Below are 22936 nucleotides of genomic sequence, written 5' to 3' on the forward strand. Positions count from 1 at the left end.
CAGCGGAACGTCACTACCCGTGGGGTACAGGATGGACACAGAATGGATGGTGTTGCCCAAGTCCGCTCACCGGTGCCGCACAACTGGGGCAGGGCCGTGTTTCTTTGCCGGAAAATCGTTCGACCATTCCGGTGGGGGTCATACTCTCTGCGTCGACCCTGACCGTTCCCGCGGTCCCGGGGCTGGGCGCGTTTCAGGAATTCCGGAACGGAACAGGGCGGAAGGGCAACTGCGCATGCAGGGCACGGTCGACGGATTCAGCTACGGACTCGTCACACCGCTGGTGGCCTATCTCATGGCGTGCCTCGGTGGCGCCCTCGGCCTGCGCTGCACCACCAGATCGATGCTCGTGTCCCAGTCCTGGCGCCCCGGATGGCTGGCCCTGGGATCGGCGGCGATCGGTTCCGGCATATGGACGATGCACTTCATCGCGATGATGGGCTTCTCGGTCCGCCAGACACCGGTCCACTACGACAAACCGATGACCTTCGCGAGCCTCGCCGTCGCCATCGTCATGGTGGGCGTCGGGATCTTCATCGTCGGCTACAAGGGAGCCAAGGGGACGGCGCTCTTCACCGGCGGCACCCTCACCGGCCTGGGCATCGCCTCCATGCACTACCTGGGCATGGCCGGCATGCGCCTCAACGGAAAGCTCGAATACAACACGTTCATCGTCTCCGTGTCCGTCGTCATAGCGGTCGTGGCCGCGATCAGCGCCCTCTGGGCGGCCGGACAGGTCCGCGGGTTCCTGTGGAGCGTCGGCGCGAGCCTCGTCATGGGGCTCGCTGTCGCCGGCATGCACTACACCGGCATGGCCGCCCTCAGCGTCCACGTCCACGGCACGACCGCGACCACCGACGGTGTGTCGGCCGCGTCCCTGCTCGCCCCCATGATGATCGGCCCCCTCGCCTTCCTCCTCCTGGCCGGCGTCGTCGTGATGTTCGACCCGATGATGGTCATGGGGAAGCCCGCCCAGGCTCCCGTCGAGCACAAGCCCGGCGTCCCGGCCGGCGCCCTCGTCCCGCGCCCCCGGCGCGCCCCCGTCCGCGCCGCCCGGGACCTCGGACACCGCCGCTCCCGCACCCCGCAGAACCGCTGATCCGACCCCGTTGTCAGTGGCGGGTCGTACGGTTGGTTCCATGCGGCCCGTTTCCCACATCGAACGCACGGTGGCGCCTTTCGAGGTCGTCAGTTCCTACCAGCCCAGCGGCGATCAGCCGGCGGCCATCGCCGAGCTGGCCCGACGCGTCGAGGCAGGTGAGAAGGACGTCGTCCTGCTGGGCGCGACCGGCACCGGCAAGTCCGCCACCACCGCGTGGATGATCGAGAAGCTCCAGCGCCCCACCCTGGTGATGGCGCCGAACAAGACCCTGGCCGCCCAGCTGGCCAACGAGTTCCGCGAGCTCCTGCCGAACAACGCAGTCGAGTACTTCGTCTCGTACTACGACTACTACCAGCCCGAGGCCTACGTCCCGCAGTCGGACACCTACATCGAGAAGGACTCCTCGGTCAACGAGGAGGTCGAGCGCCTGCGCCACTCCGCGACCAACTCGCTGCTCACCCGCCGCGACGTCATCGTGGTCGCCTCGGTCTCCTGCATCTACGGCCTCGGTACTCCGCAGGAGTACGTGGACCGCATGGTCCCCCTCAAGGTCGGCGACGAGGTCGACCGCGACCAGTTGCTGCGCCGCTTCGTGGACATCCAGTACACGCGCAACGACGTGGCCTTCAGCCGCGGCACCTTCCGCGTCCGCGGCGACACCATCGAGATCTTCCCGGTCTACGAGGAACTGGCCGTCCGCATCGAGATGTTCGGCGACGAGATCGAGGCCCTCTCCACCCTCCACCCGCTCACCGGCGAGATCATCAGCGAGGACGAGCACCTCTACGTCTTCCCGGCCTCGCACTACATCGCCGGCCCCGAGCGCATGGAGCGGGCCGTCAACGACATCGAGAAGGAACTCGGCGAGCGGCTGGCCGAGATGGAGAAGCAGGGCAAGCTCCTGGAGGCCCAGCGCCTGCGCATGCGGACCACGTACGACCTGGAGATGCTCCGCCAGATCGGCTCCTGCTCCGGCGTCGAGAACTACTCGATGCACTTCGACGGCCGCGAGCCCGGCTCCGCGCCGAACACCCTGATCGACTACTTCCCGGAAGACTTCCTGCTCGTCATCGACGAGTCGCACAACACGGTCCCGCAGATCGGCGCCATGTACGAGGGCGACGCCTCCCGCAAGCGCACCCTCGTCGACCACGGCTTCCGACTGCCCTCCGCGCTGGACAACCGCCCCCTGAAGTGGGAGGAGTTCCAGAAGCGCATCGGACAGACGGTCTACCTGTCGGCGACTCCCGGCAAGTACGAGCTCTCGCGCGCGGACGGCGCCGTCGAGCAGATCATCCGCCCCACCGGCCTGATCGACCCCGAGGTCGTCGTCAAGCCCACCGAGGGCCAGATCGACGACCTGGTGCACGAGATCCGCAAGCGCACCGAGAAGGACGAGCGGGTCCTGGTCACCACGCTCACCAAGAAGATGGCCGAGGACCTCACCGACTACTTCCTCGAACTCGGCATCCAGGTCCGCTACTTGCACAGCGACGTCGACACCCTGCGCCGCATCGAGCTGCTGCGCGAGCTGCGCTCCGGCGAGTTCGACGTCCTGGTGGGCATCAACCTCCTCCGCGAGGGCCTCGACCTGCCCGAGGTCTCCCTGGTGGCCATCCTGGACGCCGACAAGGAGGGCTTCCTGCGCTCCGGCACCTCCCTGATCCAGACCATCGGCCGCGCGGCGCGCAACGTCTCCGGGCAGGTCCACATGTACGCCGACCGGATCACCCCGGCGATGGAGAAGGCCATCGAGGAGACCAACCGCCGTAGGGAGAAGCAGGTCGCGTACAACACGGAGCGCGGCATCGACCCCCAGCCGCTCCGAAAGAAGATCAACGACATCGTCGCGCAGATCGCCCGCGAGGACGTCGACACGGAGCAGCTGCTCGGCTCGGGCTACCGCAAGGCCAAGGACGGCAAGGGCGCCAAGACCCCCGTGCCCGCGCTCGGCGGCAAGGCCGCGAAGAGCGCCAAGTCCGCCAAGGGCAAGGCCAAGGACGGGGTGCCGACCGACCGTCCCGCGGCCGAACTCGCGGAGCAGATCGAGGAGATGACGGCACGCATGCGTGCCGCCGCCGCCGACCTGCAGTTCGAGGTCGCGGCCCGGCTGCGTGACGAGGTGCACGAGATGAAGAAGGAACTGCGGCAGATGAAGGAGGGCGGCCTGGCCTGACCGCCCGGGTGGACCGCCGGACCTCGGGGTATCCGCTCTGTGTTGCAAGACCGACACAAAGTCCGATGCGGGGTTCGGCACTGTCAGTGGCGCTGCGTAGGGTTCTGGAATATCCGCAGATTCCGCGGCAACAGGGGACAGTTCGAGAGGGGAACAGCCGTGACGGTCAACATGACCAAGGGTCAGGCCATCAGTCTGCAGAAGAACGACGGTACCGGCCTGACCGCGGTGCGCATGGGCCTCGGCTGGCAGGCGGCTCCCCGGCGAGGCCTGTTCGGCTCGCGCACCCGAGAGATCGACCTCGACGCGTCCGCCGTGCTGTTCGCCGACAAGCAGCCGGTCGACGTGGTGTTCTTCCGCCACCTGGTGAGCGACGACGGCTCCGTGCGCCACACCGGTGACAACCTCGTCGGCGGCGTCGGCCAGGGCGGGGACGACGAGGCGATCCTCGTCGACCTCGCGCGCGTGCCGGTCCACATCGACCAGATCGTCTTCACCGTGAACTCCTTCACGGGCCAGACCTTCCAGGAAGTGCAGAACGCGTTCTGCCGCCTGGTCGACGAGACCAACGGCCAGGAGCTGGCCCGCTACACACTGGCGGGCGGCGGCCAGTACACGGCGCAGATCATGGCCAAGGTGCACCGCTCCGGTTCGGGCTGGACGCTGACGGCCCTCGGTACACCGACCAACGGCCGCACCTTCCAGGACCTGATGCCGGCGATCCTGCCGCACCTGTAGGTCGGCCCGGCGCACACGACACGACACGGCTGAGCAGGGGGACGAGCGATGGCAGCCGAGCTGGTGCGAGGGCAGAACCACCCGCTCTCCCAGATGCGCCTGGAGATCCGGGTCGCGGCCGGCAAACCGGTCGTGGCCGCCGCCACGCTCGGCGACGAGCACGGCAGGATCCACGGCGTCGCATGGGTGGCCCACCCGGGCACACCCACCCTGCCCGGCCTGGAGGTCTCCAAGCAGGCCGCCGCCGACCACCGCCTCGCGGTGGACCTGGACGCCATGCCGGAAGCCGTGCACCGCGTCAGCGTCCTGCTCGCCCTCCCTCTCGGCGGCGACGGCCCCGCCCGCTTCGGCGCCGTGGCCGCGCCCTTCGTCGCGGTCACCGGACTCGACGGCACCGAGGTCGCCAGCTACACGATCACCGGCCTGGACGCCGAATCCGCCGTCGTCGCCCTGGAGTTGTACCGCAGGCAGGGCGCCTGGAAAGTGCGCGCCGTGGGCCAGGGCTACGCGGGCGGTCTCGCCGAACTCCTCACCGACCAGGGCCTGCCCCAGGCCACCCACCTCGCGGGCAGCATCAACGAAGCGGTGGCCCACGGCCTCGCCCGCTCCGTGGCCGCGCCCCCGCCACGCACCCCGGACGCCGACCGCACCCGCCAGACGGCCACCCCGGCCCTCGGCCCCGAGGGGAGCGGATCCACGACACAGGGCGCCTCCGGAGCCGTAGCACCGCAGCCGACGTCTCCGTACGGGGCGCAGGGCACTTCGGGGGCCGTAGCGCCGCAGTCCGGATACGACAGTGGCGCGGCGGCCGTGAATCCGCCCGCCGGTGACCAGCATGCCGCCGGTCCGATCGACTACAGCCACCCGCGTCGGCAGACCGGGGCGCCCCCGCAGCCCGCGCCGACCGCGCCGTCGGCTCCGCCCGGGCAGCCCGCGCGGCCAGTCGCCGGGGACGCGACCGGGTGGTCGATGGAGGAGCGGCTGTACAACCAGGTGTGGGGGATGTTCGAGGACCTGGCCCGCACCATGGCCGCGTACCGCAGTGCGGTCGACTTCGCCGACTCGCGCATGGGCAAGGAGCTCGACCAGGCACTGTCCGATCCGCGCAGCCGGATCGGCGGTCAGGGTGACGCGGCCCGCGAGGCGGCCCAGGCCAAGCATGCCCAACTCATCGACCAGGCACGGGCGGCCCTCGACCGGGACCTCGACCAGCTGACCGCCGAGTGCGAGGTGGTGGAACCCGCGCTTCCGCCCGCGTTCGCCGGTTGGGACAACCCCGTGTGGCACGGTTACCGCGTCCCGATGGAGATCCCCATGGCTCTGCGCCTGGGCGATCTCCACCTCCCGGAGAGTCCCGAGCTGCGTATCCCGATGCTGGTCCGGCTGCCGTTGGAGCGCGGCCTGTGGATCGACAGCGGTGGCGCGGAGTCCCTGGACGGCTCGTTCACCGACTCGCACGAGCTGCGGCGCCTGGCGCTGGACACGGCCGTGGCGCACGCGGCCCGGCTGCTCGCCGTCTATCCGGCGGGCGAGTTCGCCGTGCACGTCATCGACCCGGCCGGCTCGGCGGCGCAGGCGCTGGTCCCGCTGGTGCACACGGGTGTGCTCGCGGCGCCGCCCGCCGTGGGCGCCGCCGGGGTGACGGACGTCCTGACCCGGCTCACCCAGCGGGTGGACCTGGTGCAGATGGCGGTGCGCGGCGGCGCCGCCGACTCGCTGCCGCCCGGCCTCGACACGGCCGAGCAGCTGCTGATCGTCAACGACTTCCCGCACGGCTTCGACGACCGGGCCGTGACCCAGCTGCGCTATCTCGCCGACGAGGGCCCGAGCGTCGGCGTCCACCTGATGATGGTCGCGGACCGCGAGGACGCCGCGGGCTACGGCCCGTTGCTCGACCCCCTCTGGCGTTCGCTGATGCGACTCACCCCGCTGCCCGACGACCACCTCGCCGACCCGTGGGTCGGACACGCCTGGACGTACGAGCCCTCGCGCGTGCCGCCTGGCAGCCACGTGCTGCGGCAGGTGCTGACAGAGGTCGCGACGGCCCGCACCAAGCACAGGTAAAGGATCCCCACCTGGTCTTTTATCTCTTCCTTGGCAATCGCTTTACCTTTCCTTGGTGATTGGGGTAGGCTTTTCCGTACGGAGGGGAGTACTCCCTATCTGCTGCGGCGTACCCGTCAATACGGATCAGGCCAGATCCCGGGGCGCCGGCCCTGGACGCCCGTCCAAGGTGGAAGAGACCTCCGGTAGCGACGACGCTGACCATTTGCCGTTAATACCGCCGGAGGAGCAGTAGTGGATGTTTCCGTGACCCTGTGGGTCCTGACCATCGTGGGGCTGGCGGCCCTCATCGCGGTCGATTTCTTCATCGGCCGCAAGCCGCATGACGTGTCGATCAAGGAAGCCGGAATCTGGACGATCGTCTGGATCGCCCTCGCCGGACTCTTCGGACTCGGCCTGCTCGTCTTCGGGGACGGCCAGGCCGGCGGCGAGTTCTTCGCCGGCTTCATCACCGAGAAGTCGCTGAGCGTCGACAACCTCTTCGTCTTCGTCCTGATCATGGCGAAGTTCGCCGTGCCCTCGCAGTACCAACAGCGGGTGCTGCTCGTCGGCGTCCTCATAGCCCTGGTCCTGCGGGCCATCTTCATCGCGGCCGGCGCGGCCATCCTCGCCAGCTTCGCGTGGGTCTTCTACATCTTCGGCGCCTTCCTCATCTGGACCGCCTGGAAGCTCATCCAGGAGGCCCGCGCCGACGAGGAGGAAGAGGAGTTCGAGGAGAACAAGCTGCTCAAGGCAGCCGAGCGCCGCTTCGGCGTGGCCGACCGCTACCACGGCACCAAGCTGTGGATCCGGGAGAACGGCAAGCGGGTCATGACCCCGATGCTGGTCGTGATGCTCGCCATCGGTACGACGGACGTGCTCTTCGCCCTCGACTCCATCCCCGCGATCTTCGGCCTGACCCAGGACCCGTACATCGTGTTCACGGCCAACGCCTTCGCGCTGATGGGCCTGCGCCAGCTGTACTTCCTCATCGGCGGCCTGCTCAAGAAGCTGGTCCACCTCAGCTACGGCCTGTCGGTCATCCTCGGCTTCATCGGCGTCAAGCTGGTGCTGCACGCGCTGCACGAGTCCGGCGTCCATGTCCCGGAGATCTCCATCCCGGTCTCGCTGGGCGTGATCTGCGCGGTCCTGATCGTCACCACGATCACCAGCCTGATGGCCAACAAGAAGCAGGCGGCGGCCGAGGCGGCCGAGGCCGGGACCGAAGGCGCCCCGAAGGACAGCATCGACGCCTGACCCACGTCCGACGCAGGAAGACGCAGGAACACGAGCACCGGGAGCACCGCACCATGAATCGCCGACCGCCGCTCCCGGTGCCTCGTCGGATACCCGGCACCCGCGTCCACAGGGCGCGGGAAGGGCCTCGCAACGCCGGAATGCGGGCCCTGTACGCCTCTGCGAGGATCGCTTCATGATCACTCGGCTCAGGTCGCTCACCAACCGGTGGACGACCCTCGTACCGGTGCTCGCGGCCGTCCTCCTGGTCTTCACCTGGGGGCGGAAGGATCTGCCTGCCGTGGTCGTTGCCCTGGTGACCCTGGTGCTCGCCGGCGCCGTGCTGGCCGCGGTGCACCACGCCGAGGTGATCGCCCACCGCGTCGGAGAACCCTTCGGCTCCCTCGTCCTCGCCGTCGCCGTCACGATCATCGAAGTCGCCCTGATCGTCACCCTGATGGCCGACGGCGGCGACAAGAGCTCGACCCTCGCCAGAGACACCGTCTTCGCGGCCGTCATGATCACCTGCAACGGCATCGTCGGCCTGGTCCTCATCGTCGCCTCACTGCGCCACGGCACGGCGGTCTTCAACCCCGAGGGCACCGGCGCCGCCCTCGCCACCGTGGCGACGCTGGCCACGCTCAGCCTGGTCCTGCCGACCTTCACCACCAGCAAGCCGGGCCCGGAGTTCTCCGGCGCCCAGCTCACCTTCGCCGCGCTCTCCTCACTCGCCCTGTACGGCCTCTTCGTGGCCACACAGACCGTGCGGCACCGCGACTACTTCCTGCCGGTCTCCCGGCTGGGCGAGACGATCACCAAGGACCACCACGCGGACGCGCCCTCCGCCCGCACCGCCCTGATCAGCCTGGGCCTGCTGGGCCTCGCTCTGATCGGCGTGGTCGGACTGGCCAAAGGCGTCTCGCCGACCATCGAGTCCGGCGTCGAGGCCGCCGGGCTGCACCACGCCGTCGTCGGCGTGATCATCGCGCTGCTCGTGCTGCTCCCCGAGACCATCGCCGCCCTGCGTTCCGCCCGCCGCGACCGGGTGCAGACCAGCCTCAACCTCGCGCTCGGCTCCGCGATGGCCAGCATCGGCCTCACCATCCCCGCCGTAGCCCTCGCGTCCATCTGGCTCTCCGGGCCGCTCGTCCTCGGCCTCGGCTCCACGCACATGGTGCTGCTCGCCCTGACGGTCGTGGTGAGTTCGCTGACGGTGGTGCCGGGACGGGCGACACCGCTCCAGGGCGGAGTCCATCTGGTGCTGTTCGCGGCGTACTTGGAGCTGGCGATCAATCCGTAACGCGCGCAGTTCCGTGGCGCGAGGCGTTCCGTAGCGTGAGGTGTTCCGGACGGCACGTAAACGCTTGCGCAAGCCTTTACGTCCCCTGCCGCTCTACGTCCGCGGCTGCTTTACGTCACCCGCCGCGCAAGCCCTCACCTGGCGACCGGCTCCACCACTGCCACCTCCACCTCCACCGGTCGAGTCTCCGGCAGCAGCGCGAAGCAGCCCAGGCTGAACAGCGCGACCCCCGTCAGATAGGCGCCCACGCCCCAGGGGACACGGCCGCTGTGCTCGGCGAGCGCCGTCGCCACGATCGGGGTGAGCGCGCCGCCGAGAACCCCGCCGAGGTTGTAGCCGACGGCGGCGCCCGTGCAGCGCACCCGAGGCTCGTACAGCTCCGGCAGATACGCGCCGAGCACGGCGAACATCGTCACGAACGCGAGCAGCGCCCCGAGGAACCCGAGGAACATCAGCAGCGGCGCACCCGTGGCGAGCAGCGCGACCATCGGGAACATCCACAGCGCGGCGGCCGTGCACCCCAGCAGACACAGCGGACGGCGCCCGTAGCGGTCGCTCAGCAGCGCCACCAGCGGGGTCAGCGAGCCCTTCACCACCACGGCGGCCATGATGCAGGCCAGCATCTCGGTACGGCCGACCCCGAGCCGCTCCGTGCCGTAGGCGAGGGACCACGTCGTCACCGCGTAGAAGATGGCGTATCCCACCGATAGTGCCCCGGCGGTCAGCAGCACCAACCGCCAGTGCTCGCGCGCGACTTCGGCGAGCGGCACACGCGCGTGGTCGTCGATTTCGAGGAACCGGGGGCTCTCGACGAGCGACGAACGCAGCCACAGTCCGCCGAGGGCCAGTGCCCCGGCCACCCAGAACGGCACGCGCCAGCCCCACTGCGCGAACTGCGCGTCGGTCAGGGCCGCCGACAGCGCCAGCATCACGCCGTTGGCCAGCAGGAATCCCACCGCGGGCCCGATCTGCGGAAAGCTCGACCACAGCCCGCGCCGCCCGGCCGGCGCGTGCTCGGCGGTCAGCAGCACCGCCCCGCCCCACTCCCCGCCGAGCCCAAGCCCCTGCAGGAAACGCAGCACCAGAAGGAGCACGGGAGCGGCCACCCCGATCGAGCCGTACGACGGAACACAGCCGACCGCGACCGTCGAGGCACCGGTCAGCAGCAGCGAGGCGACGAGGACCGGCCGTCGTCCGCGCCGGTCCCCGAAGTGCCCGAACAGGATCGAGCCCAACGGCCGCGCCACGAAGCCCACACCGAACGTTCCGAAGGCGGCCAGCGTCGCCGCCACCGGCGAGAACGTCGGGAAGAACAGGGGGCCGAGAACCAGGGCCGCCGCCGTGCCGTAGACGAAGAAGTCGTAGAACTCGATCGCGGTCCCGGCGAGGGAGGCGGCCGCGAGGCGCAGCATGGAAGGTGTTCTTACGGTGTGTACATCGTGCATGCCGCGTCAACTACCCACAGTGAGCAACGGTTACGGGGGCGCGTGGTGGTGCGGAGAGGTCGTGATAGACCGGGTCCGAGCAGCGGCCGTCCACCGGCGGCCCCGCCTCGAACGAGATGTCCGAACGGACCGGAGGAACCGTGCCCCGCACCCTGGCCAACGCCCCGATCATGATCCTCAACGGCCCCAACCTGAACCTCCTGGGCCAGCGTCAGCCGGAGATCTACGGCTCCGACACGCTCGCCGACGTCGAGGCCCTGTGCGTCAAGGCGGCGGTCGGGCACGGCGGCACGGTGGACTTCCGGCAGTCCAACCACGAGGGCGAACTGGTCGACTGGATCCACGAGGCACGCCTGAACCACTGCGGCATCGTGATCAACCCGGCCGCCTACTCGCACACCTCGGTCGCGATCCTGGATGCCCTCAACACCTGTGACGGGCTGCCAGTGGTGGAGGTCCACATCTCCAACATCCACCAGCGCGAGTCGTTCCGGCACCACTCGTACGTCTCGCTGCGCGCCGACGGCGTCATCGCGGGGTGCGGGGTGCAGGGGTACGTGTTCGGCGTGGAGCGGGTCGCCGCGCTGGCGGGGGCGGGGAAGGCCGACGCGTAAGACGTAGGGCGGTAAGGATCGACCTCCTGGCTCACGCCTCTTACAGACCACCAGTTACAGACGCCCCGTCACAGCCGGCCCGCCTCCACGATCCGTCGCAGGAAGCGCTGCGTGCGCTCCTGCTGCGGGTCGCCGAAGATCTGCTGGGCGGTGCCGCGCTCCAGGACGACGCCTCCGTCCAGGAAACACACCTGGTCGGCGACGTCCCGGGCGAAGCCCATCTCGTGCGTGGCCAGCACCATGGTCATGCCCTCGTCCTTCAAGTCCCGCACCACGGCGAGCACTTCACCGACCAACTCCGGGTCGAGCGCGGCGGTGATCTCGTCGAAGAGCAGCAGCCGGGGACGTACGGCCAGGGCGCGCACGATCGCCACGCGCTGCTGCTGACCACCGCTCAGCCGGTCCGGATACGCGCCCGCCTTGTCCCCGAGCCCGAGCCGCTCCAGGAGCTCACGCGCGTGTGCCTCGGCCTCCGCGCGGGAGACGCCGTGCACGCGGCGCGGGGCGAGGGTGATGTTCTCCAGGACGGTCATGTGCGGGAACAGGTTGTACGCCTGGAAGACCACGCCGATACGGCGCCGTATCGCGTCCGGGTCGACGCGCGGGTCGGTGATCTCCTCGCCATCCAGCCAGATCGCGCCGTCGTCGATGTCCTCCAGGAGGTTCGCGCACCGCAGCAGCGTCGACTTGCCGGAACCGGAGGCGCCGATCAGCGCGGTCACGGTGTGCGGAGGGACCTCCAAGTCGACGTCTCGGAGGACGACCGACGTACCGAAGGTCTTGCGGACGGACTCCATGCGCAGCACGGGAGAGGTGTTGTCGTCGCTCATGTCGTGCCTCCCTGGGCGCGCTGCCGGTCCATCCGCGCGGTCACCCAGTCCGTGAAGCGGGTCATCGGGATGGTCAACGCCACGAAGACGAGCCCCGCGACGATGTACGGCGTGTAGTTCAGGGCGCGCTGCGCGATGATGTCGGACGCCCTTACGGCGTCGATCGCGCCGCCGATCGACACGAGCCCGGTGTCCTTCTGGAGGGACACCAGATCGTTCAACAAGGGCGGCACCTGCCGGCGTACGGCCTGGGGGAGCACCACGTGCCGCAGCGCCTGCCGGTTGCTCAGGCCCAGCGAGCGGGCCGCGGCGCGCTGCGAGGGGTGCACGGACTCGATGCCCGCGCGGAACACCTCGGCGACGTACGCCGAGTACGTCAGCGTCAGCGCCGCACCGCCCAGCCACACGGGGTCGACGGTCACGCCCTGGAGGCGCAGAGCGGGCACTCCGAAGACCACGATCATCAGGTTGATGATGAGCGGCAGCCCGCGGAAGAAGTCCGTGTACGCCGCCGCCAGCACCCGAAGCGGGAAGAACACCGGTCCGCGCAGGGTGCGCGCGATGGCGATCAGCATGCCCAGGACGAGCACCAGCACGCCGCAGATCAGCAGCAGCCGGATGTTCAGCCAGAGGCCTTCGAGGACCTTGGGGAACGCCTCGCGCGCGTAGTGCCCGTCGAAGAAGGTCTCCTTGGTGCGCTCCCAGCCCGGCGCGCTGACCACGACCACATACAGGACGACGGCCGTGACCAGGGTCGACACCGCGGCGATCGCGGTCGCGCGACGGGCACGCGTGCGCTTGTGCCGCTCGCGGTCCAGACGCCGCTGCGAGGGGACGTACGCGTCGCCCCCGCCGGGCATGTCGCCCTTGTCGTCCGCGGCCTTCCGGCCCGACTCGTCCTTCACCACGGTCACTTGAGGACCGGGGCGTCGACGGCGTCGGAGAGCCACTGCTTCTCCAGCTTCGCCAGCGTGCCGTCCTTGCGGAGGGCGTCCACGGCCGACGACACGCACGACGTGAGGTCGCTGCCCTTGTCGAGGACGAGTCCGAACTGCTCGGGCGTGCCGCCCTGGTTCTCGAACTGGCCGACGATCTTGGCGTTGGTGACCTCGGCGGAGGTGATGTAGAAGGCGGTCGGCAGGTCGACGACGATCGCGTCGACCTGGCCGTTCTTGAGCGCGGAGACGGCCTGGTCGTTCTTGGAGAACGCGGCCTCCTGCTGCGTCGGCTTCACCACGTCGCTGATGTAGTTCAGGCTCGTGGTGCCGACCTGGGCGCCCAGCTTGAGGCCCTTGAGGCCCGCGATGCTCGTCGCCTTGGCGGCCTTGCTGCCCTTGAGCGCGATGACGGCCTGACGCACGTCGTAGTAGCCGGACGAGAAGTCGACGGCCTTCTTGCGCTCGGGGCTGATCGACACCTGATTGATGTCGAAGTCGAAGGTCTTCACGCCGGGCGCGAAGGCCTTGTTGAAGGGGACGCTCTGCCAGACGACGGCACTCTTGTCGTAGCCGAGCTGCTTCGCCACGGCGTACGCGACCGCCGACTCGAAGCCCTTGCCGTTGGCGGGCTTGTCGTCCTCGAACCACGGCTCGTACGCCGGCTCGTCCGTGGCGATCGTCAGCTTGCCGGAGGTCTGGGTGGCCAACTTGCCCTTGGCGCAGGTGGTCGCGGTCGAACCGGAGGCCTGGTCGGAGGCTTTGTCCTCCGGTTGCGGAGCACAGCCGACGGCGGTGGCGAGCAGGGCTACGGTTGCGGCGGATATCGCGCGGCGCAGTACGCGAGGGGCAAGGTGCATGGCGGGAGAGTGACAGCCGAACGTCCTGATTGTCCAGGTCACAGCTTTAATTGTCCGCATAGTGGGAACACGTGTTGCGCTCTTGTGAACAGCACCTGTGGGGTGCCGATTCCGCGACGCGCGCCGGGGCCGCCGGTCTAGGGCGGGGTCGATGGACCGGCGGCCCATCCGCGCAGGAGCCGTCGTCCTGAGCGGGGCTGCTTCCAGTTGACCGCGCAACCACGTACGACGGGAGCGCGCGCGGGACACCGGCGCGTGCGAAGGATTCACACGGGGCGCGCACGCACCGATTCACGCCGCCCTCTTACCACCCGCGCGCGTGCCACTCCGGCAGGTGTGGGCGCTCCGCGCCCAGGGTCGTGTCGTTGCCGTGTCCCGGGTAGACCCAGGTCTCGTCCGGGAGCGTGCCGAAGATCTTCGTCTCGACGTCGCGGATCAGGCTCGCGAACGCCTCCGGATCCTTCCAGGTGTTGCCCACACCGCCCGGGAACAGGCAGTCCCCGGTGAACACATGAGGATGCCCGTGCGGGTCGTCATAGACGAGCGCGATCGAGCCCGGCGTATGACCCACGAGGTGACGCGCGGTCAACTCGACCTGGCCCACCCGGATCGTGTCGCCGTCGTCGACCAGGACGTCGGTCGGCACCGGGATGCCGTCGGCGTCTTCGCGACCCGCGTACGTACGCGCGCGCGTGGCCGTCACGACCTCGGCGAGCGCCTGCCAGTGGTCGCCGTGCTGGTGGGTGGTGACGACGGACGCGATGCCGTCGTCACCGATCGTGCCGAGCAGGGTCTCCGCGTCGTTGGCCGCGTCGATCAGCAACTGCTCGTCCGTGGCCCGGCAGCGCAGCAGATAGGCGTTGTTGTTCATGGGCCCGACCGCGATCTTCGTGATCATCAGGTCCGTGAGCTCGTGCACATCCGCCGGTCCACCGACCGTGACCTCGCCGCTGTACGTCATGGCGGTCAGCCTAGTGCGTTCGCGGAGACGTTCCGAAGGGACTGCCGACCGTCGGATGTTCGAGCGCGGGACCGTGACGCCTTGCCCGCCGTGGCAACGGAAGCCGATCATTCGCCCATGAGACCCGAAGTGCGTGCGTTCGTCGCCGACGGCCCGCTCCCCGACTGGGACGCGAGCGAAGAGGAGATCGACCGACGCGTCCGGCAGCTCGACGCGATCGGGAAGCCGGTCACGGGAGAGGAAGCGCGGGCGCTCGTCGCCTGCTTCGGCCCGGACGACTGCTACGGAGTCGCCTGGACGCTCCTTCACCTCATCGAGACCGGCCCGAACCCCGTGCTCACCGTCGAACCCGCACCCGACGCCAACGAGTGGCACCGGAGGCTCTACGACCGGGCCGTGGGTCTATAGGGGAGGCAGTGTCGGCAAAGAGCCCCCGTCGACCGTCAGACCGGACCCGTCACGGCGTCCGCAGAGCCAGCCGAGCAGAGCCGCCGGGCTGCCGGTGACGGTGAGTTCGGGCTTCTCGGCGGACCGGCCCGTGCTCCACGCGTGCGTGCCGTCGGTGAGGTGGGTCGACGGTACATCGGGGTGCCCGTCGAACCGCTCGGCCAGGAAGGCGATCTCCCGCTGGGTGAACTCCTCCGGCAGATCCTCCAGCTCGTACCCGATCCCCAGGTCCACGTGATGCAGCTCGACCTCGGCCCAGCGCCGGAACGGGATCCGGGACGCGGAGTCCACGACCCCGTTGCGCAGCTCCACGGTGCGCGACCAGTCCGCGGGAGCGGCACCCGCGTCCTGGAAACGGGCCCCGCTCTCGCGCACGTCGGTGAGGTGGACGTCCAGAGGGCGCGGGGCGTCGCGCTCGATGTCGGCGTCGCGGACGCTCGCCGTGGCGTACATGGGGCGGCCCTCCAGGACGTTCACGAGGGCGTCCGCGTTCCGGGCGAGGTGGGCGAGGACGTGGCCGCGGCTCCAGCCGGGAAGCCGTGACGGCTCGGCCACGGAAGCGTTGTCCAGTCCGGCGGCAGCGGTGAGCACTCGCTCGGTCGCATCACGTACAGAGGCCAGGTCATGAGCGTGATCAATCATGCTGCTGACCCTAGTCCCGCCACACCTTTGGGTGAAGGTGGTGAAGCAGTGCCGTAAATCGAATGCACGTGCTATATCGTCGGGTGCGGCGTCGGGCATGCTGGAAGGCCGGAGGTTGTTATGCCTCGGCCGGGATTCCGACCGGCGTTGTCAGTGGCTCCCCCTAGTCTGAGAACGACGGGGGCCCCGCCCCTGTCACTTCTCTCAAGAAAGGTGCGGACCGGCGTGGCCGACCGTCTCATCGTCCGTGGCGCGCGCGAGCACAATCTGAAGAATGTCTCGCTCGACCTTCCACGCGACTCGCTCATCGTTTTCACGGGCCTGTCCGGGTCGGGCAAGTCCTCCCTGGCCTTCGACACGATCTTCGCCGAGGGCCAGCGGCGCTACGTGGAATCGCTCTCCTCGTACGCCCGCCAGTTCCTCGGCCAGATGGACAAGCCGGACGTCGACTTCATCGAGGGTCTCTCCCCGGCCGTCTCCATCGACCAGAAGTCGACCTCGCGCAACCCGCGCTCGACGGTCGGCACCATCACCGAGGTCTACGACTACCTGCGCCTGCTCTTCGCGCGCATCGGCAAGCCGCACTGCCCCGAGTGCGGCCGGCCCATCTCGCGCCAGTCGCCGCAGGCCGTCGTCGACAAGGTCCTGGCGCTGCCCGAGGGAAGCCGCTTCCAGGTCCTGTCGCCGCTGGTGCGCGAGCGCAAGGGCGAGTTCGTCGACCTGTTCGCGGACCTCCAGACCAAGGGCTACAGCCGCGCGCGCGTGGACGGCGAGACCATCCAGCTCTCCGAGCCGCCCGTCCTGAAGAAGCAGGAGAAGCACACCATCGAGGTGGTCATCGACCGCCTCACGGTGAAGGACTCCGCCAAGCGCCGCCTCACCGACTCCGTGGAGACCGCCCTCGGCCTGTCCGGCGGCATGGTCGTGCTCGACTTCGTCGACCTCCCCGTGGACGACCCCGAGCGCGAGCGCATGTTCTCGGAGCACCTGTACTGCCCGTACGACGACCTGTCCTTCGAGGAGCTGGAGCCCCGCTCCTTCTCCTTCAACTCACCCTTCGGCGCCTGCCCCGAGTGCTCCGGCATCGGCACGCGCATGGAGGTCGACGCCGAGCTGATCGTCCCGGACGAGGACAAGTCCCTGGACGAGGGCGCCATCCACCCGTGGTCGCACGGCCACACCAAGGACTACTTCAGCCGTCTCATCGGCGCCCTCGCCGACGCGCTGGGCTTCCGCACCGACATCCCCTTCGCGGGCCTCCCGCAGCGCGCCAAGAAGGCCCTGCTGTACGGCCACAAGACGCAGATCGAGGTGCGGTACCGGAACAGGTACGGACGCGAGCGGGTCTACACGACGCCCTTCGAAGGCGCCGTCCCCTTCGTGAAGCGGCGGCACGGCGAGGCGGAGAGCGATGCCAGCCGGGAGCGCTTCGAGGGCTACATGCGCGAGGTGCCCTGCCCCACCTGTCACGGCACCCGGCTGAAGCCCGTCGTCCTCGCTGTCACGATCATGGACAAGTCGATCGCCGAGATCTCCGGCATGTCCATCAGCGACTGCGCGGAGTTCCTGGGCGGGATGAAGCTCGACGCCCGCGACAAGAAGATCGCCGAGCGGGTGCTCAAGGAGTGCAACGAGAGGCTGCGCTTCCTGGTCGACGTCGGCCTCGACTACCTCTCGCTGAACCGCGCGGCAGGCACCCTCTCCGGCGGCGAGGCCCAGCGCATCCGCCTGGCCACCCAGATCGGCTCCGGACTCGTCGGCGTCCTGTACGTCCTCGACGAGCCGTCCATCGGCCTGCACCAGCGCGACAACCACCGGCTGATCGAGACCCTGGTCCGGCTGCGCGACATGGGCAACACGCTCATCGTCGTCGAGCACGACGAGGACACCATCAAGGTCGCCGACTGGATCGTCGACATCGGCCCCGGCGCGGGCGAGCACGGCGGCAAGGTCGTGCACAGCGGCTCCCTGAAGGAGCTGCTCGCCAACGAGGAGTCGATGACCGGGCAGTACCTGTCCGGCAAGAGGGCCATCCCGCTGCCCGACATCCGGCGCCCGCGCGACCTCTCCCGCCAGCTCACGGTGCACGGCGCCCGGGAGAACAACCTCCAGGACATCGACGTCTCGTTCCCCCTGGGCGTGTTCACCGCGGTCACCGGCGTCTCCGGCTCCGGCAAGTCGACCCTGGTCAACGACATCCTGTACACGCACCTGGCCCGCGAGCTGAACGGCGCGAGGAGCGTGCCGGGACGCCACACGCGCGTGGACGGCGACGACCTCGTCGACAAGGTCGTGCACGTCGACCAGTCGCCCATCGGCCGTACGCCCCGGTCCAACCCGGCGACGTACACCGGAGTCTTCGACCACGTCCGCAAGCTGTTCGCGGAGACGACCGAGGCGAAGGTGCGGGGCTATCTGCCCGGCCGCTTCTCCTTCAACGTCAAGGGCGGTCGCTGCGAGAACTGCGCGGGCGACGGCACCATCAAGATCGAGATGAACTTCCTGCCGGACGTCTACGTCCCGTGCGAGGTGTGCCACGGCGCCCGCTACAACCGGGAGACGCTGGACGTCCACTACAAGGGCAAGTCCATCGCCGACGTCCTGAACATGCCGATCGAGGAGGCGACCGAGTTCTTCGAGGCGGTCCCCGGGATCGCCCGCCACCTCAACACCCTCAAGGACGTCGGCCTCGGCTACGTCCGGCTCGGCCAGTCCGCGACCACCCTGTCCGGCGGTGAGGCACAGCGCGTCAAGCTCGCCAGCGAGCTCCAGCGCCGCTCCACCGGCCGTACGGTCTACGTCCTGGACGAGCCGACCACCGGCCTGCACTTCGAGGACATCAGCAAGCTCCTCACGGTGCTGGGCGGCCTGGTCGACAAGGGCAACACGGTCATCGTCATCGAGCACAACCTCGACGTGATCAAGGTCGCCGACTGGGTCGTCGACATGGGCCCCGAAGGCGGCGCGGGCGGCGGTCTGGTCATCGCCGAGGGCACCCCGGAGCAGGTCGCCGCCGTAGGAGCCAGCCACACCGGCAAGTTCCTGCGCGAGATCCTCGACGCCGACCGGATCAGCGACGGAGCCCCGGTGAAGGCCCCGCGCAAGACGGCCGCCAAGAAGACCGCGGCGGTCGCGGCGAAGAAGTCCGTGCCCGCCAAGAAGGCCACGCCCGCGAAGAAGACGACGCGAGCCCGCAAGGCCTGACCGGCACACAGCAGGAACACGAGTGCGGCGCCCCGCGGGAACTTCCCCGCGGGGCGCCGCACTTGGTGGCGAGCACAGCCCGCCACCGCTCAACGCCCGCTACAGATCGCCCAGTTCGGAGGCGTACGGCGGTTCCGCCCCCGCCCGTGAGCAGGTAATCGCGGCCGCGCGCGCCGCGAACCGGAGCAGCTGGGTCCAGCCGTCGCGGCCCAGGACGGCCATCCCCTCCGCGGACAGCGAGTTCCGGGCGGACAGGCCGTGCAGCAGCGCCGCGTTGACGGTGTCGCCCGCGCCGATCGTGTCCACGACGTCGACCTTCTCGCCCGGAATCGGGTACACCGTGCCGTCCTGGGTGTACGCGGCGAGGCCGTCGCCACCATGGGTGATCACGACCGCCGAGGGACCGGCGTCCAGCCACTCGCGCGGGGTGCCGCCCAGCCACAGCGCGTCCTCCTCGGACAGTTTGAGGAGCGACACGTACGGCAGCCAGCTCTTGAAGCGCGCCCGGTAGGCGTCCGCGTCGGGGATCAGCCCGGCCCGGATGTTCGGATCGAGCAGGGTGAACACGCCCTGCGCGAACGCGGTCCGCATCAACTCCTCGTAGGCACTCGCGCCCGGCTCCAGGACGAGCGAGCAGGTACCGAAGGACACCGCCTCGGTCTCGGCGGGCAGCGCGGCGGGCACCTCGAAGAGCCGGTCGGCGGTGCCGTCGACGTAGAAGGAGTACGTGGCCGAGCCGTTCGCGTCGAGCGTGGCGACCGCGAGGGTGGTCGGCTCCCGGCCGCGCTGTACGTCCAGGACGTCCACGTCGGCTTGCCGCAGCCCGCCGAGGAGGGCCTCGCCGAACGCGTCGTCGGAGACGCGGGAGCAGAAGGCGGTGGGGGAGCCGAGGCGGCCGAGGGCGACGGCGGTGTTGTACGGGCCGCCGCCGAGCGCCGGCTTCAGGGCGGCGAGGGGGCCCGTGCCCTGCGGCACCAGGTCGATCAGGGCCTCACCGGCTACGACGATCACGAGATGTTTCCCTTCTGGGACTGTTCGGACGGGGTGGGGCAGCCGCAGGACGTGCGGTGGACGAAGGCGCAGGGGAGGCGCAGGACGCGGGCGGGCCGGTCCGGCGAGGCGAGCCGGTCCAGCAGCAGCCGTACGGCCTGGGCGCCGATCTCCTTGCTGGGCTGGGCGATCGCGGTCAGCCGGGGCTCGAACAGGTCGGCCCAGGCGAAGTCGTCGAAGCAGCACAGCGCGAGATCGCCGGGGACGGACAGACCGCGCTCGCGCAGGGCACGCAGGGCGCCGATGGTCATCGCGTTGTTGGCGGTGACCAGGGCGGTGGGCCGGGCGGCGAGGGACAGCAGCTTCTCGGTGGCCCGCTCGGCGGCGGCCGACTCGGAGTCGCCGTACGCCAACAGCCGCTCGTCGTAAGGGAGTCCGGCGGCGGCGAGGCCGTAGCGGTATCCGGTGATCCGCTCGCGGGTAGTGCTGAGCCCGGGGAGGCCCGCGACCAGGCCGATGCGGCGGTGGCCGAGTCCGGCGAGGTGGGTGACGAGCTGGGCCGTCGGTTCGACGTTCTCGGCGCACACATGGTCGACGGGCGGTGCGTCTGCCGAGGGCGCCTCGACCACCCGGTCGAGGAACACCGTCGGTACGGAGTGCCGGCCCAGGTAGGCGACCAGGGCGTCCGGGGCCGCCGACGGGGCGACGATCATGCCGTCCACCCGGCGCTCGTGCAGGAGTTGGACGACCTTGCGCTCGTGCTCCGGGTCGTCGTGCGGATCGGCGATGAGCAGGCTGTAGCCCTCCTCCAGGGCACCGGCCTCGACGCCCTGGAGGATCTCCGTGAAGTACGGGTTGCTGATCGCCGAGACCGCGAGGCCGATGGACCGGGTGCGGGACGTGACCAGCGAGCGGGCGAGAGTGTTGGGGGTGTAGCCCAGTTCCTCGATCGCGGTCAGCACGGCCTCCCGTGTGCTGGGCAGCACCGGACGGGTGTCGTTCAGCACGTGCGAGACGGTCGCGACGGACACACCGGCGCTCCGCGCGACGTCGACCATGGTGGCCATCGCGGATCCTCCTCCCCGAGGTGCGGCGGGCCTTGGAATACGGCAGGCCTTCTGGGCGGGAACGTATCCCATCCGCCGCCAGACGTAAACGCTTGCGCAAACGTTTACGTACCGTGAGCGCCTCTCCGGTGAACCCAGCTCAAAGCGGGCGGAACCGCGCGGGTATCGTCGCCGTGCACTGCCTCTTGAGCAGCCCGAACAACAGCTGGAGACCCCCATGCCCGGCCGCCCCGCCCCGAGCCGTCGTACCGTCCTGCGCGGAGCGGCCCTCACGCCCGTCGCCGGGCTCGGACTCGCCGCCTGCTCGGGCGGTGGCTCGGGGGCCGCCGCGACCCCGACCGCGCCCGTGGAACTCGGTGCGGAGAGCGAGCTCGCCAAGGGGAGCGCCAAGCTGTACCGCGATCAGAACGTGGTCGTCAGCCGCGCGGCGAACGGCACCCTCAAGGCGTACAGCACGATCTGCACGCACGCGCAGTGCCCCATCAACAAGTTGGACGGCACGACCCTCATCTGCCCGTGCCACGGCAGCCAGTTCGACGCCATGACCGGCAAAGTGGTGCAGTCGCCGGCCACCGAGCCCTTGCACGAGCTGAAGGTGACGGCCGAGAACGGCAAGATCGTCGCGGGGCCCGCCGCCTGATCCTCAGGACGTGTCCGGGCCCCGGCGGCTCACTCCCAGTCCCAGCCGATGCCCACGATCCCCGACCGCATCCTCGGCTCCACGAGGTGCACCGAGTGGTGCCCTCCGGTCAGGCGCAGCTCCTGGCGGCCGCTGCGCGGGGCCGCCGCCGAGTGCTGGGTGAAGCGGTGGCAGCGCACCGGCAGCGCGTTCTCGTCGAAGCGCACCTGGAGCGCGTACTGGCCGCCCGCGATACCGAAGTCACGGACGTACTCGCGGGAGACGCCGGCGGTGCCGTCCTCGACGCCATAGCGGAAGAGGAACGTATCTCCGGAGCGCAACCGGGTGCCGAAGAGGAGTTCGGCGACCAGCATGCCGGTCTCGTGGTGGCGGCGGACGCGGCCGGTACGGCAGTTCTCCAGGGCGTGCACGGTCATGCGGTCCGGGGCGCAGCCCGGGTCTCCGTAGTGGACGGCTATGAAGCGGTCGATGCCGTCCCGGTGGGCGCGGACGATGTGGTGCGACTCGCGGCCGACCAGCTCACGGTGCGGCCCGATGCGCACACGCTCGTGATGCCCCAGGGTGTGCAGGCCGCTGTCGAGCGAGGACTCCAGCTCGGCCAGCAGCTGCTCCAGGACGCCCGAGGCCTCGACGAAGGAGCGGTACGAGCGGGCCGCCGGGCGCTGTGCGACGGACCGTTCCTCGGCCTCGGCGAGCAGCCGGATCAGTGACTCCTCCGGGAGTTGGAGGATCTCCTCCAGTGCGCGTACGGCGCGCAGCGACTCGGGGCGCTGCGGGCGGCGGGCGCCCTGCTGCCAGTAACTCAGGCTGGTGACACCGACCTTGACCCCGTAGCGCGTCAGGTGGTGCTGGACGCGCTGCAGCGGCAGTCCGCGGGCGGCGATGGCGGCGCGCAGCGCGACGTGGAAGGGGCCGCCGCGCAGGGCCGAATCCAGTTCCGCGGTGGCGACGTCCGCCTGCTGTGTGGCGTGCGGCATGCAGGGGCCCTTTCTGTGAATGTTCACAACGGCTGGTCAGGCCGTTCACGCGAGTTGCTTCGGGGCCCCCGTCGGCACCGGAGAAAGGTCTTCACATCCGTACGCCGATATTCACGCCCCGAGTTCCCCCGCATTGAAGCGTGTTGACCAAGTCCCGACAACACCTGTCGTCCATCAGGCATATGTGACTTGGCCGGGTCGCGGTGGGTGCGCTCACCGCGGTGCGGGCGGCCCGTCGTCGCCCAGCACGTCCCTGATCGCCCGCGCGGACACGGCCGACTTGTGGAGGAAGCCGTGTGCGGGGCTGGCGGCGATGAGTTCCTGGAAGTCCTCCCGGGAGTGGGTCGAGATGAGGATCACCGCCGGTACGTTGCCCACCAGCCGGCGCGCGACGTCGAAGCCGTTCTCGCCGTCGAGGTCGAGATCGACCAGGACGACGTCAGGGGCCCTCTCCCGGGCCTGGGAGAGGGCGTCCGCGCCCGTCGAGGCGATGCCGACGACTTCCACCCCGCCACGTTCCAGCAGGGCGCGAGCCGCCTCCAGGAACCGGGCGCTGTCATCGACGAGGAGACAGCGCAGCGACATGTGCCCAGCTTGCCAACCGGTGGTCGGTCGCGCCTTCCAGCTAGCCGGAAAGTGCTGAACTCCCGTGCCGCGCCGGAAGGTTCCCGCGCACGCAGGGCGAGGTGGATGCGACGGGCGGTAGCATGACGGCGCCCTGGGGAGACC

20 protein-coding genes are annotated in these 22936 nt (G+C 69.7%); 10 read left to right on the forward strand and 10 right to left on the reverse strand.

Features of this window, described 5'->3' with window-relative positions:
- Positions 1-235 precede the first annotated feature (235 nt).
- From SPR02S_RS28760 to SPR02S_RS28785, 6 genes are all read left to right on the forward strand, one after another.
- Positions 236-1099, forward strand: a complete 864-nt coding sequence (locus SPR02S_RS28760) for an MHYT domain-containing protein (protein WP_019060479.1) — start codon at positions 236-238, stop codon at positions 1097-1099.
- A gap of 40 nt (positions 1100-1139) precedes the next feature.
- The gene (uvrB, locus tag SPR02S_RS28765; RefSeq protein WP_019060480.1) at positions 1140-3278 is read left to right on the forward strand and encodes an excinuclease ABC subunit UvrB; all 2139 of its coding nucleotides are present in this window, start codon (positions 1140-1142) and stop codon (positions 3276-3278) included.
- 159 nt (positions 3279-3437) lie between these two features.
- A complete protein-coding gene (locus tag SPR02S_RS28770) occupies positions 3438-4016 on the forward strand; it encodes a TerD family protein (protein ID WP_019060481.1) in 579 nt (192 codons plus the stop codon).
- Between the two features lie 48 nt (positions 4017-4064).
- Positions 4065-6080 carry a TerD family protein gene (locus SPR02S_RS28775; RefSeq protein ID WP_019060482.1) on the forward strand — a complete coding sequence of 672 codons (2016 nt, stop codon included), beginning with the start codon at positions 4065-4067 and terminating at the stop codon, positions 6078-6080.
- Positions 6081-6314: 234 nt separating this feature from the next.
- Positions 6315-7316 carry a TerC/Alx family metal homeostasis membrane protein gene (locus tag SPR02S_RS28780; protein WP_019060483.1) on the forward strand — a complete coding sequence of 334 codons (1002 nt, stop codon included), beginning with the start codon at positions 6315-6317 and terminating at the stop codon, positions 7314-7316.
- A 175-nt stretch (positions 7317-7491) separates the two neighbouring features.
- Positions 7492-8595, forward strand: coding sequence for a calcium:cation antiporter (locus SPR02S_RS28785; RefSeq protein WP_019060484.1), 1104 nt, complete (start codon positions 7492-7494; stop codon positions 8593-8595).
- Between the two features lie 134 nt (positions 8596-8729).
- Here the strand turns inward: SPR02S_RS28785 and SPR02S_RS28790 are convergent, their stop codons facing one another.
- A complete protein-coding gene (locus SPR02S_RS28790) occupies positions 8730-10007 on the reverse strand; it encodes an MFS transporter (protein WP_019060485.1) in 1278 nt (425 codons plus the stop codon).
- 173 nt (positions 10008-10180) lie between these two features.
- Here SPR02S_RS28790 and aroQ point away from each other — a divergent pair, with 173 nt between their 5' ends.
- Complete coding sequence (aroQ, locus tag SPR02S_RS28795; protein ID WP_026150941.1) at positions 10181-10654, forward strand: type II 3-dehydroquinate dehydratase; 474 nt, start codon at positions 10181-10183, stop codon at positions 10652-10654.
- 68 nt (positions 10655-10722) lie between these two features.
- Here aroQ and SPR02S_RS28800 read toward each other — a convergent pair whose 3' ends face one another.
- The 4 genes from SPR02S_RS28800 to SPR02S_RS28815 all read right to left on the reverse strand — a co-directional run bounded on the left by SPR02S_RS28800 (position 10723) and on the right by SPR02S_RS28815 (position 14240).
- Positions 10723-11484, reverse strand: coding sequence for an amino acid ABC transporter ATP-binding protein (locus SPR02S_RS28800; RefSeq protein WP_019060487.1), 762 nt, complete (start codon positions 11482-11484; stop codon positions 10723-10725).
- Positions 11481-12398, reverse strand: a complete 918-nt coding sequence (locus tag SPR02S_RS28805; protein WP_019060488.1) for an amino acid ABC transporter permease — start codon at positions 12396-12398, stop codon at positions 11481-11483. The genes SPR02S_RS28800 and SPR02S_RS28805 overlap by 4 nt, the downstream gene beginning before the upstream one ends.
- Positions 12395-13279: an ABC transporter substrate-binding protein gene (locus SPR02S_RS28810; protein WP_019060489.1), complete on the reverse strand. Its 885-nt coding sequence runs from the start codon at positions 13277-13279 to the stop codon at positions 12395-12397. The genes SPR02S_RS28805 and SPR02S_RS28810 overlap by 4 nt, the downstream gene beginning before the upstream one ends.
- A gap of 304 nt (positions 13280-13583) precedes the next feature.
- Positions 13584-14240 (reverse strand): MBL fold metallo-hydrolase, encoded by a 657-nt coding sequence (locus SPR02S_RS28815; protein WP_019060490.1) that lies wholly within the window; start codon positions 14238-14240, stop codon positions 13584-13586.
- A gap of 117 nt (positions 14241-14357) precedes the next feature.
- Between SPR02S_RS28815 and SPR02S_RS28820 the strand changes: the two genes are divergently transcribed.
- On the forward strand, positions 14358-14648 hold the full coding sequence (locus SPR02S_RS28820) for a hypothetical protein (RefSeq protein WP_026150942.1): 291 nt from the start codon (positions 14358-14360) through the stop codon (positions 14646-14648).
- On the opposite strand, the gene SPR02S_RS28825 is transcribed toward SPR02S_RS28820, so the two are convergent.
- Positions 14643-15329, reverse strand: a complete 687-nt coding sequence (locus tag SPR02S_RS28825) for a maleylpyruvate isomerase family mycothiol-dependent enzyme (RefSeq protein WP_026150943.1) — start codon at positions 15327-15329, stop codon at positions 14643-14645. The genes SPR02S_RS28820 and SPR02S_RS28825 overlap by 6 nt on opposite strands.
- Positions 15330-15554: 225 nt before the next feature.
- Here SPR02S_RS28825 and uvrA point away from each other — a divergent pair, with 225 nt between their 5' ends.
- Positions 15555-18533, forward strand: coding sequence for an excinuclease ABC subunit UvrA (gene uvrA, locus SPR02S_RS28830; protein WP_019060493.1), 2979 nt, complete (start codon positions 15555-15557; stop codon positions 18531-18533).
- Positions 18534-18632: 99 nt separating this feature from the next.
- Here uvrA and SPR02S_RS28835 read toward each other — a convergent pair whose 3' ends face one another.
- Both SPR02S_RS28835 and SPR02S_RS28840 read right to left on the reverse strand, forming a co-directional pair.
- Complete coding sequence (locus SPR02S_RS28835; protein ID WP_019060494.1) at positions 18633-19544, reverse strand: carbohydrate kinase family protein; 912 nt, start codon at positions 19542-19544, stop codon at positions 18633-18635.
- Positions 19541-20590 (reverse strand): LacI family DNA-binding transcriptional regulator, encoded by a 1050-nt coding sequence (locus SPR02S_RS28840; RefSeq protein ID WP_019060495.1) that lies wholly within the window; start codon positions 20588-20590, stop codon positions 19541-19543. Before SPR02S_RS28840 ends, SPR02S_RS28835 begins: the two co-directional genes overlap by 4 nt.
- 217 nt (positions 20591-20807) lie before the next feature.
- On the opposite strand from SPR02S_RS28840, the gene SPR02S_RS28845 reads away from it, so the two are divergent.
- Complete coding sequence (locus tag SPR02S_RS28845; RefSeq protein ID WP_019060496.1) at positions 20808-21230, forward strand: Rieske (2Fe-2S) protein; 423 nt, start codon at positions 20808-20810, stop codon at positions 21228-21230.
- 29 nt (positions 21231-21259) lie between these two features.
- Here the strand turns inward: SPR02S_RS28845 and SPR02S_RS28850 are convergent, their stop codons facing one another.
- Together SPR02S_RS28850 and SPR02S_RS28855 are read right to left on the reverse strand one after the other, a co-directional pair.
- Entirely contained in the window at positions 21260-22207 is a 948-nt protein-coding gene (locus SPR02S_RS28850; RefSeq protein ID WP_019060497.1) for a hypothetical protein, read from the reverse strand.
- Positions 22208-22420: 213 nt separating this feature from the next.
- On the reverse strand, positions 22421-22792 hold the full coding sequence (locus SPR02S_RS28855) for a response regulator (protein WP_019060498.1): 372 nt from the start codon (positions 22790-22792) through the stop codon (positions 22421-22423).
- Positions 22793-22936: the final 144 nt, after the last annotated feature.

Source organism: Streptomyces prunicolor NBRC 13075 (assembly GCF_000367365.1).
Classification (GTDB): Bacteria; Actinomycetota; Actinomycetes; order Streptomycetales; family Streptomycetaceae; genus Streptomyces; species Streptomyces prunicolor.